This window comes from Azospirillum sp. ST 5-10, from assembly GCF_051225715.1.
Taxonomy (GTDB): domain Bacteria; phylum Pseudomonadota; class Alphaproteobacteria; order Azospirillales; family Azospirillaceae; genus Azospirillum.
In genome coordinates this window covers 48,539-62,772 of the sequence record NZ_JBPJSP010000028.1, presented here as the reverse complement: position 1 = coordinate 62,772, position 14,234 = coordinate 48,539, and the positions used below count along the sequence as shown (strand labels likewise).

The following is a 14,234-nucleotide window of genomic DNA, read 5'->3' as shown; positions in this document are numbered from 1 at the left end:
CGCCGCTGCTGTTCCCAGGGACGCAGGCACGACCTGCCCGGGAACCATCCCGTTCCACGAGCCACAATCCAGGAGGAATTCCATGCGTTGGACCACCGCGTCCGCGGCGACGCTCGCCCTGTTGCTGGCCGGCCCCGCCTTCGCCCAGTCGACCGGCTCTCCTTCCACCGGCTCTCCCTCGGCGGGGGCGACCGCCACGCAGCCCCACCGCTCGTCGGATTCCATGAACAGCGGCGCCACCAGCGGCACGACGTCCGGTTCGCAGGCCGGAACGGGTTCGGCCGGCGGCGCCGTGTCCGCCATGACGCAGCAGAAGCTGCAGGACGCCATGAAGCAGGCCGGCTTCCAGAACATCCAGGTGCTGGATACCGCCTATCTCGTCCAGGCGCGCACCCAGGACGGCGACATGGTGATGATGGTCATCAACCCGCCGCCCGCCGCCGCCGGCACCTCGTCGGGGATGTCCACCGGTTCGGGCCAGTCCGGCTCGTCCGCCACGGGCGCCGGTTCCCAGGGCGGAACCACCCAGGGCAAGAGCCAGTAGGCCATCGCCGCTCCCCGCCGGCCGCCCCGCGCGGCCGGCGGGATTTGCGCGCCGGCCGACCCATGGCCTTCGACAGGGGCGCACGGGTGCGCTATATCGCACCCATGTCCGATCCCTATCTCGACGACGATCCCCTGAACGATGCGGTGCCGCCGGTCCCGGCGCCGGCCCCCCGCTACGCCTATCTCGACGGACTCAACCCGTCGCAGCGCGAAGCGGTGGAGGCGCTGGACGGTCCCGTGCTGGTGCTGGCCGGCGCCGGCACCGGCAAGACCCGGGTGCTGACCACCCGGCTGGCGCACCTGCTGATGACGCGCCGCGCCGCCCCCTTCCAGATCCTGGCGGTGACCTTCACCAACAAGGCGGCGCGCGAGATGCGCGAGCGCGTGGCGTCGCTGGTGGGGGTCGAGCCGGAGGGCTGGTGGCTCGGCACCTTCCACGCGCTCGCCGCCCGCATCCTGCGCCGCCACGCCGAGCTGGTCGGGCTGAAGTCGAACTTCACCATCCTCGACACCGACGACCAGATCCGGCTGATCAAGCAGCTGCTGGAGGCCGACGGGATCGACCACAAGAAGTGGCCGGCCCGCCAGGTGCTGGGCGTCATCGAGCGCTGGAAGGACCGCGGCCTGACGCCCGACCGGCTGGCCGATTCCGACGGCGGCGAGGTGGCGGGGGGACGCACGGTGGCGCTGTACCGCGCCTACCAGGACCGCCTGCGCACCCTCAACGCCTGCGACTTCGGCGATCTGCTGCTGCACACCCTGGTGATCTTCCAGAGCCACGCCGACGTGCTGGCGGATTACCATCGCAAGTTCCGCTACATACTCGTCGACGAGTATCAGGACACCAACGTCGCCCAGTACCTGTGGCTGCGCATCCTCTCCCAGGGGCACCGCAACATCTGCTGCGTCGGCGACGAGGACCAGTCGATCTACGCCTGGCGCGGCGCCGAGATCGGCAACATCCTGCGCTTCGAGACCGACTTCCCCGGCGCGCGCATCGTCAAGCTGGAGCAGAACTACCGCTCCACCGGCCACATCCTGGCGGCCGCCACCGGGATCATCGCCCACAACCAGGGGCGGCTCGGCAAGACCCTGTGGACCGACGCCGACAGCGGCGATCTCGTGCGCCTCAAGGCGGTGTGGGACGGCGAGGAGGAGGCGCGCTGGGTCGGCGACGAGATCGAATCGCTGCAGCGCCTCGGCGTCTCGCTCGGCGCCATGGCGGTGCTGGTGCGCGCCGGCTTCCAGACCCGCGAATTCGAGGAGCGGTTCATCACCCTGGGCCTGCCCTACAAGGTGATCGGCGGTCCGCGCTTCTACGAGCGCCAGGAGATCCGCGACGCGCTGGCCTATCTGCGCGTCGTCTTCTCGCCCGACGACGACCTCGCCTTCGAGCGCATCGTCAACGTGCCCAAGCGCGGCATCGGTCCGGCGGCGCTGCAGACCCTCTACCAGGCCGGCCGCGCCCGCGGCGTGTCGCTCGTCGAGGCGGGCTGGGGCCTGACCGAGACGGACGAGCTGAAGCCCAAGGTGCGCAACACCGTGCGCGGCCTGCTGCAGGACTTCTTCCGCTGGCGCACCTTGGCCGCCACCATGCCGCACACCGATCTGGCGCGCCTCGTGCTGGACGAGTCCGGCTACACCCGGATGTGGCAGGAGGACAAGTCGCCCGAGGCGCCGGGCCGGCTGGAGAACCTCAAGGAGCTGATCACCGCCATGGCGGAGTTCGAGAACCTCGGCGGCTTCCTCGAGCACGTCAGCCTGGTCATGGAGAACGCCGAGGCGGCGGGGACCGAACAGGTGACCCTGATGACCCTGCACGGCGCCAAAGGGCTGGAGTTCGACATCGTCTTCCTGCCGGGCTGGGAGGAGGGGGTGTTCCCCAACCAGCGGGCTCTCGACGAGAACGGCATCGCCGGCCTGGAGGAGGAGCGGCGCCTCGCCTACGTCGGGCTGACCCGCGCGCGCAAGCGCGCCCACATCAGCCACGCCGCCAACCGCCGCCTCTACGGCAACTGGGTCAGCGCCATCCCGTCGCGCTTCGTCGACGAGTTGCCGCCCGAGCATGTGGAGGCCGACGCCGCCGGCGGGCTGTTCGCCGGCGCGGGCGCCGCCGCCGGGTACCGGGACGGCGGGGCGAGCGCCTTCTTCCGCGGGGCGTCGCGCCAGCCGCCGGCGCCGCGCGGCGTCACCTTGGAGGGCACCGCCTTCCACGTCGAGCCGCGCAGCCGCCCCGACGCCCCCTTCGCCAAGGGTGCCCGCGTCTTCCACCAGAAGTTCGGCTACGGCACGGTGACCCGCGTCGACCAGGACAAGCTGGAGGTCGCCTTCGACCAGGCCGGCGCCAAGCGGGTGATGGACAGCTTCGTCGTGCCGGCGGACAAGGCGGGGTAGCGCCCGCCCGCCTCACGTCACGGGGTAGGGGCCGTCGGCGAAGGCGTCGGCGTGATAGCCCTTGCTGCCGACGGCGCGCGCCAGCGGGCTGCGGAAATCCTCCCCGTCGCGCAGCCGGTCGAGGACGTGGCGGAAGTCGTGCCGCGGCCGCCATCCCAGGTCGGCCCGGGCGCGCTCGTTGACGTAGACCCGGTCGATCCGCGGGAACAGCCGCCAGCCGCGGGCCGCGAACAGCGCCTCGCAGTCGGGAAAGAGGCGGCGGACGACCGCCGGGGCGTCGTGCCGCAGCGCCGCCAGGTCGCCCGGGGCGAAGGGCGTCGTCGCCGAGACGACGTAGCGGCCGAAGCCGATGGCGCGCGCCTTGGCGACCGCCAGGAGATGGGCGTCGACGACGTCGGCGAGGTCGACGCGGCGGTGGAGAAGCTCGTTGGCCTGGAGGTTGTCCGGCGGGTAGGCGTCGCGGACGGCGGGGTCGTCGTCGGCTTCCGGGAAGAAGCGGGAGGTCCGCAGCACGACCACCGGCAGGCCGTGCCGGCGGGAGAAGAGCTCGCACAGGCTTTCCGCCGCGACCTTGGTCACGCCGTAGATGTTCTTGGGGACCGGCGCGACCGTCTCGGTGATCCACGCCGCCGGTTCGCCGGCGGCCGGCGAGAGGGCGGCCCCGAAGGCGCTGGTCGTGCTGGTGAAGACGAAGGCGCCGACGCCGGCGGCCACCGCCTCCTCCAGCAGGACCAGCGTCCCGGTGACGTTGGTGTCGACGAAGTCCTGGGCGGTGTGGGTGGCGACGTGGGGCTTGTGCAGGGTCGCCGCGTGGATGACGGCGTCGACGCCAGCCAGCCAGCGCCGGACGTCGGCGCGGTCGCCGATCGAGCCGACCCGGTCGGTGAAGGCCGACGCCTTGACGTCGACCCCCAGCGCCGGCCGTCCCTGCGCGCGCAGGCTCCGCATCAGTCCCTCGCCGAGATGCCCGGCGCTTCCGGTCACGAGTACGGTCATGGCGGCTCCAGGCGGGGCGGCTCCAGGCGGGGTGGTTCCAACGGCGGCGTGGCGGACGGCGATCGCGGCAGGCCGGAGGATGGCACTCTTCGGCCGCCGGGAAAAGGGCGGTGGCGGAAGCCGCCGCGGCTGCATCGTCCGATTGCCGGAGGCGACCCGCTTGCCGGAGGCGATCCGCTCCCCACATCTTCAAGGAGAGGTTTGATCCAACCGACGTGAAGGGGATGCGTCCGATGCCGGAGCTGCCGATTGCCGCCGTTGCCTGGTACGCCTGCGGGATCGCCGGGTTCCTCTACTGGTGGGCCGACGAGGCGGACACCGACCGGCGGCTGCTCCGGGACGCCCTGGTGGTCGGCCTGCTGGGGCCGGTCACGGTGCTGGCGGGCCTGCTGATCCGCCACGGGCTGCGGCCGCACGAGACGGCCGGCGAACTGCGGCCGATCCGCGTGCGCAGCGACGATCATCGCCGCGACCGCCGCCGGCGCTGAGGGCGCCCGCCGGGATCAGACGGGCGGCGCCTGCCGCCCTGGCACCCGCACGGTGAACACGGCGCCGCGGCCGGGCCGGGACAGGACGTCGATGCGGCATCCCAGCAGGCGGGCCAGCCGGGCGACCGTCGCCAGCCCGAGGCCGAGGCCCTTGCTGCGGTCGCGCTCGGGGTTGCCGACCTGATAGAAGTCCTCGAAGATCAGCCGTTTGCGATCGGCGGGGATGCCCGGGCCGGTGTCCTGCACCTTGATCGCGACGTCGTCCCCGGCGTGCCGGCAGGCCAGCAGCACCGTGCCCTCGGTGGTGTACTTCAGGGCGTTGTGCAGCAGGTTCGCGACGATGCGGCCGAGCATCTCGGGATCGCTGCGGATCTCCGCCGGGCAGGTCCGCACCCGCAGGTCCAGCCCCTTGCGCTCGGCCTCGGCGCGCGCCTCGCCGGCCAGGCGCTCGAGCAGGGCGTCGAGGCGGACGGGCGCCGCCTGGGGGTGCGCCGTCCCGGATTCCAGCGCGGCGATGTCCATGATCGCGTTGAGCTGGCGCTGCACGATGTCGAAGGCGTCGTGCGCCCCGGTCAGCATCGGCCCCTGGGTCTCCTTCCCCGCGTGCTCGGCGACCAGGTGGAGGTAGATGCCCAGAGTCTGCAGCGGCTGGCGCAGGTCGTGGCTGGCCGCCGCGAGAAAGCGCGTCTTGGCGGCGTCGGCATGCTCGGCCTCGGCCCGCGCCCGCGCCGCAGCGGCGTAGCTCGCCTCCAGGGCGGCCGCCCGCTCGCGCTCCACCAGCAGCGACCGGGTCACCGCCATCAGCAGCAGCGAGATCATCAGGCCGGCCATCAGCATCACCGCCGGGGCGGTGCGGTCGATCGTGCCGTCGAACGCCGGCGTCGAGCGGACGTCGAGCAGCCAGGGGCGGCCGAAGACGTCGATGACCGTCTCCATGGCATAGGTTCCGGCGGGGCGGTCGGGATCGCCGTAGAGCAGACGGTCGGGCGACGGCGCCGGACCGTCGTAGATCTGGACGTCGAGCGCCGTCCCCTGCGAGCCGGTGGAGAGCACCTCGCGCATCAGGTCGCGCATGCGGAAGGGGCTGTAGACGAAGCCGTCGATCGCGGCGCGCCGTTCCTCGACCGTCCGCCGCGGCCGGTCCTGGCGGTAAAGGGGGAGATAGAGCAGGAAGCCGGCCTGGATGTCCTTGTCCGTCTCCTGCACCAGGGTCACCTTGCCGGTGGCCGCCGGCCGCCCCTCGTCGCGGGCCGCCGTCATCGCCGCGTGACGGGCCGGTTCGGAGAACATGTCGTAGCCGAGCGCCCGTTGGTTCCGCCAATCGAACGGTTCGAGGAAGAGGATGGGGAAGTGCTCGTCGCGCATGCTCTCCGGCCACACGCGGTAGTCCGGCAAGCCGCCGCCGCGGACCGCGGCCTCATGGGCGGCGATGCCGGCGGACGGGACGTGGGCGGCGAAACCGATGCCCTGGATGCCGGGATAGTTCTCCTCCACCCTCAGGCCCGCCACGAAGGTGCGCCACTCGTCGCGCTCGACCCGCACGCTGGACTGCATGAAGGCCACGCCGCTGCGCAGGATCTGCTGATAGTTGTCGAGGCGGCGGACCACCGACACGGCAAGATCCTTCGCCCGTGCGCGGAAGCGGGCGTCCGCCAGGCGTTCCACCTGCTGGTTCAGCAGCCACGCCGCCAGCGCCGTCAGCAGAAGGCTGAGGCCGAGCACCGCCGCCGTCTCGCGGGACCGCAGCCAGGGCCACCGGCCGCCGGGCCGCGCCCCGTCGTCCCGGCCGCCCCGCCGCCCGGCCATGTCAGCCCCCGGCGTGCGGCAGGATCTGCATCAGAACGGTGTGCAGATGGGGCGGCAGCACCGGCTTCTGCAGCACCGTCATGCCGCGGGCCTTGGCCTCGCGCAGCGGCTCGCTGGAGGTGTCGCCGGTGATGACGAGGCTGGGCACCTCGCTGCCGCACAGCCGCCGGATGCGGTCGATCGCCTGCAGCCCGGTTCGCCCTCCGCGCAGCCGGTAGTCGGCGAGGATCGCCGTCGGCCATTCGCCCATGGCGTTCAGCCGGTCGACCGCATCGTCCTCCGCCTCGGCCGCGACGACCCGGAACCCCCATGTCTCCAGCAGGATGCCGAGCGCCGTGAGAACGGACGTTTCGTCGTCGATGACGACGATCAGCCGGCTGCGGTCGGGGCGGAGCGAGGGGGCGATCACGATGGGACGGCTGGCTTGTCTGAGGGGACGGGTGATGGGATGATGGAACACTCGTAAACATAGTCGGTGCGCCGGTTCTGTCCATGGCCGAATCGCCGGCGCGACAGACAACGCAGGAATCGGTTGAGATGTCGACCCCGTTCGGCCATTCTTCCTGCCCTTTCGATTGGATTTATGACCTTACCCGCGGCAGGTTCGGCAATGGACGGCGAACGGATCTATCTCTACGACACGACCCTGCGTGACGGCGCCCAGACCCAGGACGTGGACTTTTCGGTCGCCGACAAGATCGCCATTGCCCGCGAACTGGACCGGCTTGGCATCGACTACGTCGAGGGCGGCTGGCCTGGCGCCAACCCGACCGACGACCAGTTCTTCGCCGATCCGCCGGAACTGGGGCAGGCCGTCTTCACCGCCTTCGGCATGACCCGCCGGCCCGGCCGCAGCGCCGCCAACGATCCCGGGCTGGCGGCCCTGTTCGACGCCCGCTGCCGGGCGGTGTGCATGGTCGGCAAGACGTGGGACTTCCACGTCGACGTGGCGCTCGGCATCCCGCGCGACGAGAACCTGGAGCTGATCCGCGACAGCGTCGCCGCGGCGGTGGCGGCCAAGGGCGAGGCGCTGTTCGATGCCGAGCACTTCTTCGACGGCTACAAGCGCAATCCCGCCTACGCCGCGGCGTGCGTCCGCGCCGCCTTCGAGGCGGGAGCGCGGTGGATCGTGCTGTGCGACACCAACGGCGGCACCTTGCCCGACGAGATCGAGACGATCGTCCGCCAGGTGGTGACGGAGCACGGCATCCCCGGCGACCGCCTGGGCATCCACTGTCACAACGACACCGAGAACGCCGTCGCCAACTCGCTGGCCGCGGTGCGGGCCGGGGTGCGCATGGTGCAGGGGACGATCAACGGCCTGGGCGAGCGCTGCGGCAACGCCAACCTGGTGTCGCTGATCCCGACCTTGATGCTGAAGATGGGTTTCCGCACCGGCATCGACCGCGACCGGCTGCCGCTGCTGACCGAGGTCAGCCGCACCCTCGACGAGCGGCTCAACCGGGCGCCCAACCGGCACGCCCCCTACGTCGGCGCCAGCGCCTTCGCCCACAAGGGCGGGCTGCACGTCTCGGCGATCGAGAAGGACCCCGCCAGCTACGAGCACGTGGCGCCGGAGACGGTCGGCAACCGCCGGGTCATCGTCGTCTCGGACCAGGCCGGCCGTTCCAACATCGTCGCCCGCCTGCGCGAGATCGGCGCCGAGATCGACGCCGGCGACCCGCGCCTGCCGCGCCTGGTCGATCTCGTCAAGCAGCGCGACTCCGAGGGCTATGCCTACGACACCGCCGAGGCCAGCTTCGAGCTGCTGGTCCGCGGCGAGCTGAAGCAGCTCCCCCGCTATTTCGAGCTGCTGCGCTTCCACGTCACCGACGAGCGCCGCTACAACGCGGTCGGCAAGCTGGTGGTGGAGTCGGAGGCGGTGGTGCGCGTGCGCGTCGGCGACACCGTCCACCTCCATGTGGCCGAGGGCAACGGCCCGGTGCACGCGCTGGACCAGGCCATGCGAAAGGCGCTGGAGCCCGACTATCCCGACCTGGCCGACGTCAAGCTGGTCGACTACCGCGTGCGCATCCTCGCCGCCAAGGCCGCCACCGGCGCCATGCCGCGGGTGCTGATCCGCTCCCAGAACGGCGACGGCACGGAGTGGTCGACCTTGGGCGTGTCCACCAACATCATCGAGGCCTCCATGGAGGCGCTGGTGGACAGCTACACCTACAAGCTGTTCAAGGCCGGCGTCGCCGCCCTGGGGTGAGCGTCAGGGGCTGACCGCCAGGGTGCGCTCGAAGAAGTCGGCCACCTCGTCGTTCAGCCTGCGGTGGAAGGCCGTCCGGTCGAAGCCGGGCGGGTCCTCGGCCGGCGGGCCGATCTCGGCGGCGAGCGCCGCCGGGAAGGGCGTCATGAAGGCGAAGTGGCCGGCGTTCGCCACCAGCTCCCACTCCGGCGGCGCCGGCAGCAGGTCGCGGATCCGTTCGGCGTGATGGCGCGGCGGCACGACGGTGTCGGCGGCCCCGCCGTAGAGCCTCACCGGAACCGTCACCCCGGCCAGCGCACCCTCGCCGAACGGTGCGGCGGGCGGCGCCATGACGACGACGGCCCGGACCCGCGGATCGCGGGCGGCGACGGCGCCGGTCCGGGCCGCGGCGGACTCCGCCGGGTCCGTTCCGGACACCTCGCTCTGGCTGCAGAAGCTGTCGTCGGGGTGGCGGGCGCAATGCTCGGAGATGCCGGACAGGTCGGCGACGCCGCCGGCCGCCACCAGCACCGTGTAGGCGCCGGCGGAAAAGCCGATGGCGCCGATGCGCCCGCCGTCGACGAGGGGGCCGAGGCGGGGGTGGGCGAGAACGGCGTCCAGGGCGGCGGAGAACTGCCGCGGCCGGTTGCGCCACATGGCGGGACGACGGGCCTCGCCGTTGTCGTCGTAGCTGTTCCCCGGATGCTGGAGCGCCACCACCACGAAGCCGCGCTCGGCCAGCGCCGCCGCGGTGTCACCGTGCCCCAGCTCGCTGCCGCCGGAACCGTGGGAGATCACCACCAGGGGGTGCCTGCCGGGGCGCGGCTCGGCGCCCGGTGCGACGGTCATCGTGAAGGGGCCCATGCGCTGCGGCGCCGCCGACGCGTCGGTGGGGTACCAGACGACCATCCGCGCCGGCCGGCCGTGGGCGGGGTCCTGGTAGGGCAACCGCACCAGACCGGCGTCGGCCAGCACCGGCCCGGTCCACAGGGCGAGGAGAACGGCAGCGGCGCGCAACGGAATCATCGGGCGGTCCGGTCGGTGACGGGGCGCGGCCGGCACGGCATGGCGGCGGCCGATCCTAGCGCAGACGCATGACGCTTCGGGCGTCGGAATCGCCGCGGCGCGGCGTTCAAGGACGTGACCCGGCCCCAGCGGCGCCGCTATAAGGCACATCCAGACTCGCAACATCGCCACCAGTCGCGCCCCGTCCCGGCGGCGGCGCCGGGATCCGTGCCATGACCTCCGGAAAAGACCCCAACCGCCCGTCCATCCTCGGCGGTCCCGCCATCATCCTCGTGGAGCCGCAGCTCGGCGAGAACATCGGCGCCTGCGCGCGCGCCATGCTGAACTGCGGCCTGACCGAGCTGCGCCTGGTGCGGCCGCGCGACGGCTGGCCCAACGAACGGGCGGTGGCCTTCGCGGCCGGCGCCGACCTCGTGCTCGACGGCGTCACGCTCCACGACAGCACGGCCGAGGCGGTGGCCGACCTGGAGGTCGTCTACGCCACGACCGTGCGCACCCGCGGCATGATCCAGGAATTCGTGACGCCGCGGGTCGCGGCGGCGGAGATGCGCGCCCACTACGCCGCCGGCCACAAGGTCGGCGTGCTGTTCGGGCCGGAGCGCACCGGGCTGGTCAACGACGACCTGACCTTGGCGGAAAAGCTGATCACGGTGCCGCTCAACCCGTCCTTCGCCTCGCTCAACCTGGGCCAGGCGGTCCTGCTGGTCGGCTACGAATGGTTCCAGACCGGCGAGGTGCCGCCGGAGCGCTTCCTGCACACCGGCCAGACCCGCCCGGCCACCAAGGCGGAACTCCTGAACTTCTTCGAGCATTTCGAGCAGGCGCTGGACCGCACCGGCTTCTTCACCACGCCGGAGAAGCGGCCCTCCATGGTGCGCACCCTGCGCAACGCCTGGGAGCGCATGCAGATGACCGAGCAGGAGGTCCGCACCTTCCACGGCGTGCTGGCCGCCCTGACCGGCAAGCGCAAGGGCGAGGGCTGAGCCGACCGCGCCGTCCCGCAGCCCTGCGGCCGGCCCGTGTCTTGCGGTTTGACTTTCCGGTGCCGCTCAGTATAGTGCGCGCCTTCACTTCCGGGAATGTGGGCGCGCCTTCTTCAACGCCCCGTCCGCGGCCGCCCCCGGCGGGCGGCGGCGGAACTACCGGGACAACACCAACTCGTGTTCCACCGAGGACAAGATGAGCAAGCGTCAGGAGTCCAAGTACAAGATCGACCGCCGTCTCGGCGTCAACCTCTGGGGCCGTCCCAAGAGCCCGGTCAACCGCCGTGAGTACGGTCCCGGCCAGCACGGCCAGCGCCGCAAGAAGCCGTCCGACTACGGCCTGCAGCTGATGGCCAAGCAGAAGCTGAAGGGCTACTACGGCAACATCAGCGAGAAGCAGTTCCGCAAGATCTACGCCGAGGCCGTGCGCCGCAAGGGCGACACCGGCGAGAACCTGATCGGCCTGCTGGAGCGCCGTCTCGACGCCGTGGTCTACCGCATGAAGTTCGCCCCGACCCCGTTCGCGGCGCGCCAGATCGTCAACCACGGCCACATCCTGGTGAACGGTCGCCGCCTCAACATCGCCTCGGCCCGCATCAAGGACAACGACACCATCGAGGTGCGCGGCAAGGCCAAGCAGATGGCGCTGATCCAGGAGGCCGCCGCCTCCCAGGAGCGCGACATCCCCGACTACCTCGAGGTCGACACCGCCGCGCTCAAGGGCCGCTTCGTCCGCGCCCCGCAGCTCGCCGACGTGCCGTACCCGGTCCAGATGGAGCCGAACCTGGTCATCGAGTTCTACTCGCGCTGATCCTTCGGCTCCGTTCCGATCGCTGCGACAGGCCGCGCCTTCCGGGCGCGGCCTTTTTGCTGCGCCCACGGTGCCGGCCGTGGCCCGGAACCGCGCGCCCGCCGCCCTGTTGTCGAAAGGCAACCGATCCGGAGGAGGGAGGCCGAGCGATGACCACCGACCAGCATCAGGGCCCGCGCAAGATGGGGGTCTACGAAGGCTCCGGGACGACGCGGTCGCAGATGCCGAAGGCGCTCGCCGTCATCGGCGTCATCGTCCTGCTTCTCCTGCTCTGGGTCTTCATTCAGTAAACGGCCGCCGCCGGGAGGGAATCCATGGCCCGCAAGACCATCGTCGCGCTGTACGACCGCGCGCCGGACGCCGAAGCCGCCCGCACCCGCCTGCGCGACGCCGGAATCCCGGACGACGACATCGAGCTCGTCTCCCACTCCGGGTTCGGCGCCGGCAGCGGGCACGGCGAGATCGTGCCCCGCATGACCGGGTGGGGCGTGCCCTACGACGAGGCGCTGGTGTACGCCGACGGCCTGCGCGCCGGCGGCGTCCTGCTGGTGGCCTCGCTGCTGAAGACCGAGAGCGTCGACCGCGCCGTCGCGCTTCTCGGCGGGAACCCCGGCGCGCCGTCGGCGCCGGAACCCGCGGGCTACGAGACCAAGCCGGTGCCGGACGCCATGTCGGCCGGCCCCTCCAGCCCGGACATGGGCGATGCGGTCGCGGCGCGCCGCGCCGCCCGGGCGACGGAGTCCGAGACGTCGCTGTCCGACGCCGCCCGCGCCATGCGCGACACCAACGCCACCGGCCGTCCTCCGGGGCGGGCCGCGGCGCCGAAGGCCGAGACGCCGGACGTGTACGTCGACCGGCCCGAGACCGGGGAGCGCCGGTGATGACCGCCATCGGAGTGCGCCGCGCCGCGCTGCTCGCCACGGTGCTGGTGCCCCTGGCCGCCGCTCCGGCGTCGGCCCAGGGGGTGGCCCAGGGGGCGGCCCAGGGAAACGAGGCGGCCGCCGGAACGGAATCGCCGGCCAAGGCGTGCGGCGACCTCGCGGCCGATTTCCAGTCCGTGGTGCTCCGGCCCGAGCGCGACCGCAACGGCGGCGCTGCCGACCGCGCGGCCACCGACGCCGACCTCGGTGCGCCGCCCGCGCCGGTCGAGCGCCGGCCGGAGAGCGTCGGCGGAACCGTCCGGCCGTCGGCGATCGGCGAGGGCATCACGCTCGACGACCAGGCGGCGCCGGCCGCGCCGGTCGGCATCGCCTTGTCGACGGAGGACCGGCGGCGGATCGACGGGACGGCGCAGGCGGCGCGGGACGCCGCCGCTCAAGGCGATGCCGAGCGCTGCCGGCGCCTGCTCAACGAGGCGCGCCTCGCCGCCCGCCAGGCCGACGCCCGCATGGAGCGGGGGGGAGCGGGTGGAACCCAGGGGGTGGACATGGGCGACGCCGGAAGCGGCGCGCCGTCGACCGTCGACGTTCCCGACGCCGTGGGGCGGGGGGCGCGCGACGGCATCCCCAACCGCCCCGGGGACGCCACGCCCCTCGACGATGCGACGGACAGCCCGATCGAGGAGGCCCTGGAGCCGCCGCCGATCAACCCCGCCGGCCCCTCGGTCGACGACGCTGCGCCGGGCCGCCTCAATCCGAACCGGTCCACGCCGTCGCTCGGCGGCGGCGGGCTGAGCGGCGGCATGGGAAGCGGCCTCGGCGGCGGGCTCAGCGGCACCGGACCGGGCAGCAGCGGCAGCCTCGGCGGCGGTGCCGGCGGTGCGGGCGGTGCCGGCGGCGGTGCGGGCGGAGGTGGGGGCGGGGGCCTGTAGGGCCTCCACGTCGCCTCAGGCCGCCGCGGGATAGTCCACGTAGCCGCGTTCGTCGCCGCCGTAGAAGGTCGCGCGGTCGGCCTCCGCCAGGGGGAGACCGGCCCGCAGCCGCGCCGGCAGGTCCGGGTTGGCGATGAACGGCACCCCGAAACTGACGGCGTCGGCGGCGCCGTCGGCCAGCCAGTGGTCGGCGGACTCGCGGTCGAAGCCGCCGTTGATGATGAAGGGGCCGCGGAAGGCGCGGCGCAGCAGCGGCGCCACCCGCTCGGCCTCGGGCGGCGGCGCCATCGGGCCCTGCAGCCCTTCCACCACGTGCAGATAGGCGAGGCCGAACCGGTCGAGCGCCGCGGCGGCGTGGCCGAACAGGGCGGCCGGGTCGGAGTCGCTCATGTCGTTGAAGCCGCCGTTGGGCGACAGGCGCACGCCGGTGCGGTCGGCGCCGACGGCACCGCTCACCGCCTCGGTCACCTCGACGAGGAAGCGCACGCGGTTCTCCACGCTGCCGCCGTAGCCGTCGGTGCGCCGGTTGGTGCCGTCCCGCAGGAACTGGTCGACGAGATAGCCGTTGGCGCCGTGCACCTCGACCCCGTCGAACCCGGCGTCGGCGACGGCGCGCCGCGCCGCCGTGGCGAAGGCCGCGACGAGGCGGGGGATCTCGTCGGTCTCCAGGGCACGCGGGGTGGGGAAGGGCTTCATGCCGTCGCCGGTGTACAGCTCGCCCCGGGCGGCGATGGCCGACGGTGCGACGGGAAGCTGCCCGTCCGGCTGGAACATGGGGTGGGAGATGCGCCCGACGTGCCAGAGCTGGGCGAAGATCCGCCCGCCCTGCGCGTGCACCGCGTCGGTGACGCGGCGCCAGCCGGCGACCTGCTCGTCCGTGTGGATGCCCGGCGTGCTGGGGTAGCCCTGGCCGTCGGCGGAGACCTGGGTCGCCTCGGTGATCAGCAGGCCGGCGGAGGCGCGCTGGGCGTAGTAGGTCGCCATCGTCGCCGTGGGAACGTTGCCGGCGCCGGCGCGGCTGCGGGTCATGGGGGCCATGATGACCCGGTTCGGCAGGTCCAGGGCGCCGAGCCGGAGAGGCGAGAACAGATCGGGACGGGACATATCGGCCTCGCGCGGATAAGTATGTATGTGAATGCATACTTATCCGCGCCCCCGATCTTGTCAAGCCCGTTCGGCG

The 14,234-nt window shown here is 72.6% G+C and carries 14 protein-coding genes; 9 read left to right on the top strand and 5 right to left on the bottom strand.

Annotated elements, in window-relative coordinates; translation table 11 throughout:
* Positions 1-82: 82 nt before the first annotated feature.
* Together ACSBPG_RS24700 and ACSBPG_RS24695 are read left to right on the top strand one after the other, a co-directional pair.
* Entirely contained in the window at positions 83-544 is a 462-nt protein-coding gene (locus ACSBPG_RS24700; RefSeq protein WP_435539894.1) for a hypothetical protein, read from the top strand.
* A gap of 104 nt (positions 545-648) precedes the next feature.
* Positions 649-2,940 (top strand): ATP-dependent helicase, encoded by a 2,292-nt coding sequence (locus tag ACSBPG_RS24695; RefSeq protein ID WP_435539893.1) that lies wholly within the window; start codon positions 649-651, stop codon positions 2,938-2,940.
* 12 nt (positions 2,941-2,952) lie between these two features.
* Here ACSBPG_RS24695 and ACSBPG_RS24690 read toward each other — a convergent pair whose 3' ends face one another.
* A complete protein-coding gene (locus ACSBPG_RS24690; protein WP_435539892.1) occupies positions 2,953-3,936 on the bottom strand; it encodes an NAD-dependent epimerase/dehydratase family protein in 984 nt (327 codons plus the stop codon).
* A 233-nt stretch (positions 3,937-4,169) separates the two neighbouring features.
* Here ACSBPG_RS24690 and ACSBPG_RS24685 point away from each other — a divergent pair, with 233 nt between their 5' ends.
* Positions 4,170-4,424 (top strand): hypothetical protein, encoded by a 255-nt coding sequence (locus ACSBPG_RS24685; protein ID WP_435539891.1) that lies wholly within the window; start codon positions 4,170-4,172, stop codon positions 4,422-4,424.
* 15 nt (positions 4,425-4,439) lie between these two features.
* On the opposite strand, the gene ACSBPG_RS24680 is transcribed toward ACSBPG_RS24685, so the two are convergent.
* Both ACSBPG_RS24680 and ACSBPG_RS24675 read right to left on the bottom strand, forming a co-directional pair.
* Entirely contained in the window at positions 4,440-6,230 is a 1,791-nt protein-coding gene (locus ACSBPG_RS24680) for a CHASE domain-containing protein (RefSeq protein WP_435539890.1), read from the bottom strand.
* A gap of 1 nt (position 6,231) precedes the next feature.
* The gene (locus tag ACSBPG_RS24675; protein ID WP_435539889.1) at positions 6,232-6,639 is read right to left on the bottom strand and encodes a response regulator; all 408 of its coding nucleotides are present in this window, start codon (positions 6,637-6,639) and stop codon (positions 6,232-6,234) included.
* Positions 6,640-6,840: 201 nt separating this feature from the next.
* On the opposite strand from ACSBPG_RS24675, the gene cimA reads away from it, so the two are divergent.
* The gene (cimA, locus tag ACSBPG_RS24670; RefSeq protein WP_435539888.1) at positions 6,841-8,445 is read left to right on the top strand and encodes a citramalate synthase; all 1,605 of its coding nucleotides are present in this window, start codon (positions 6,841-6,843) and stop codon (positions 8,443-8,445) included.
* Between the two features lie 3 nt (positions 8,446-8,448).
* On the opposite strand, the gene ACSBPG_RS24665 is transcribed toward cimA, so the two are convergent.
* Entirely contained in the window at positions 8,449-9,450 is a 1,002-nt protein-coding gene (locus ACSBPG_RS24665) for an alpha/beta hydrolase family protein (protein WP_435539887.1), read from the bottom strand.
* 212 nt (positions 9,451-9,662) lie between these two features.
* Here ACSBPG_RS24665 and ACSBPG_RS24660 point away from each other — a divergent pair, with 212 nt between their 5' ends.
* From ACSBPG_RS24660 to ACSBPG_RS24640, 5 genes are all read left to right on the top strand, one after another.
* Entirely contained in the window at positions 9,663-10,433 is a 771-nt protein-coding gene (locus ACSBPG_RS24660) for an RNA methyltransferase (RefSeq protein ID WP_435539886.1), read from the top strand.
* Between the two features lie 196 nt (positions 10,434-10,629).
* Complete coding sequence (rpsD, locus tag ACSBPG_RS24655; protein ID WP_435539885.1) at positions 10,630-11,244, top strand: 30S ribosomal protein S4; 615 nt, start codon at positions 10,630-10,632, stop codon at positions 11,242-11,244.
* 149 nt (positions 11,245-11,393) lie between these two features.
* A complete protein-coding gene (locus ACSBPG_RS24650; RefSeq protein ID WP_435539884.1) occupies positions 11,394-11,534 on the top strand; it encodes a hypothetical protein in 141 nt (46 codons plus the stop codon).
* A gap of 24 nt (positions 11,535-11,558) precedes the next feature.
* A complete protein-coding gene (locus ACSBPG_RS24645; protein ID WP_435539883.1) occupies positions 11,559-12,125 on the top strand; it encodes a hypothetical protein in 567 nt (188 codons plus the stop codon).
* Positions 12,125-13,054 carry a hypothetical protein gene (locus ACSBPG_RS24640; RefSeq protein WP_435539882.1) on the top strand — a complete coding sequence of 310 codons (930 nt, stop codon included), beginning with the start codon at positions 12,125-12,127 and terminating at the stop codon, positions 13,052-13,054. The genes ACSBPG_RS24645 and ACSBPG_RS24640 overlap by 1 nt, the downstream gene beginning before the upstream one ends.
* A 15-nt stretch (positions 13,055-13,069) precedes the next feature.
* On the opposite strand, the gene ACSBPG_RS24635 is transcribed toward ACSBPG_RS24640, so the two are convergent.
* Positions 13,070-14,158, bottom strand: coding sequence for an alkene reductase (locus tag ACSBPG_RS24635; RefSeq protein WP_435539881.1), 1,089 nt, complete (start codon positions 14,156-14,158; stop codon positions 13,070-13,072).
* Between the last annotated feature and the right edge of the window lie 76 nt (positions 14,159-14,234).

What these genes read in the sequence shown, in the direction of transcription:
- ACSBPG_RS24685 (WP_435539891.1), top strand. Translation starts at nt 4,170, where the DNA reads ATGCCGGAGCTGCCGATTGCCGCCGTTGCCTGGTACGCCTGCGGGATC.
- cimA (WP_435539888.1), top strand. Translation starts at nt 6,841, where the DNA reads ATGGACGGCGAACGGATCTATCTCTACGACACGACCCTGCGTGACGGC.
- ACSBPG_RS24660 (WP_435539886.1), top strand. Translation starts at nt 9,663, where the DNA reads ATGACCTCCGGAAAAGACCCCAACCGCCCGTCCATCCTCGGCGGTCCC.
- ACSBPG_RS24665 (WP_435539887.1), bottom strand. Translation starts at nt 9,450, where the DNA reads ATGATTCCGTTGCGCGCCGCTGCCGTTCTCCTCGCCCTGTGGACCGGG.
- rpsD (WP_435539885.1), top strand. Translation starts at nt 10,630, where the DNA reads ATGAGCAAGCGTCAGGAGTCCAAGTACAAGATCGACCGCCGTCTCGGC.
- ACSBPG_RS24640 (WP_435539882.1), top strand. Translation starts at nt 12,125, where the DNA reads ATGACCGCCATCGGAGTGCGCCGCGCCGCGCTGCTCGCCACGGTGCTG.
- ACSBPG_RS24650 (WP_435539884.1), top strand. Translation starts at nt 11,394, where the DNA reads ATGACCACCGACCAGCATCAGGGCCCGCGCAAGATGGGGGTCTACGAA.
- ACSBPG_RS24645 (WP_435539883.1), top strand. Translation starts at nt 11,559, where the DNA reads ATGGCCCGCAAGACCATCGTCGCGCTGTACGACCGCGCGCCGGACGCC.
- ACSBPG_RS24695 (WP_435539893.1), top strand. Translation starts at nt 649, where the DNA reads ATGTCCGATCCCTATCTCGACGACGATCCCCTGAACGATGCGGTGCCG.
- ACSBPG_RS24680 (WP_435539890.1), bottom strand. Translation starts at nt 6,230, where the DNA reads ATGGCCGGGCGGCGGGGCGGCCGGGACGACGGGGCGCGGCCCGGCGGC.
- ACSBPG_RS24700 (WP_435539894.1), top strand. Translation starts at nt 83, where the DNA reads ATGCGTTGGACCACCGCGTCCGCGGCGACGCTCGCCCTGTTGCTGGCC.
- ACSBPG_RS24690 (WP_435539892.1), bottom strand. Translation starts at nt 3,936, where the DNA reads ATGACCGTACTCGTGACCGGAAGCGCCGGGCATCTCGGCGAGGGACTG.
- ACSBPG_RS24635 (WP_435539881.1), bottom strand. Translation starts at nt 14,158, where the DNA reads ATGTCCCGTCCCGATCTGTTCTCGCCTCTCCGGCTCGGCGCCCTGGAC.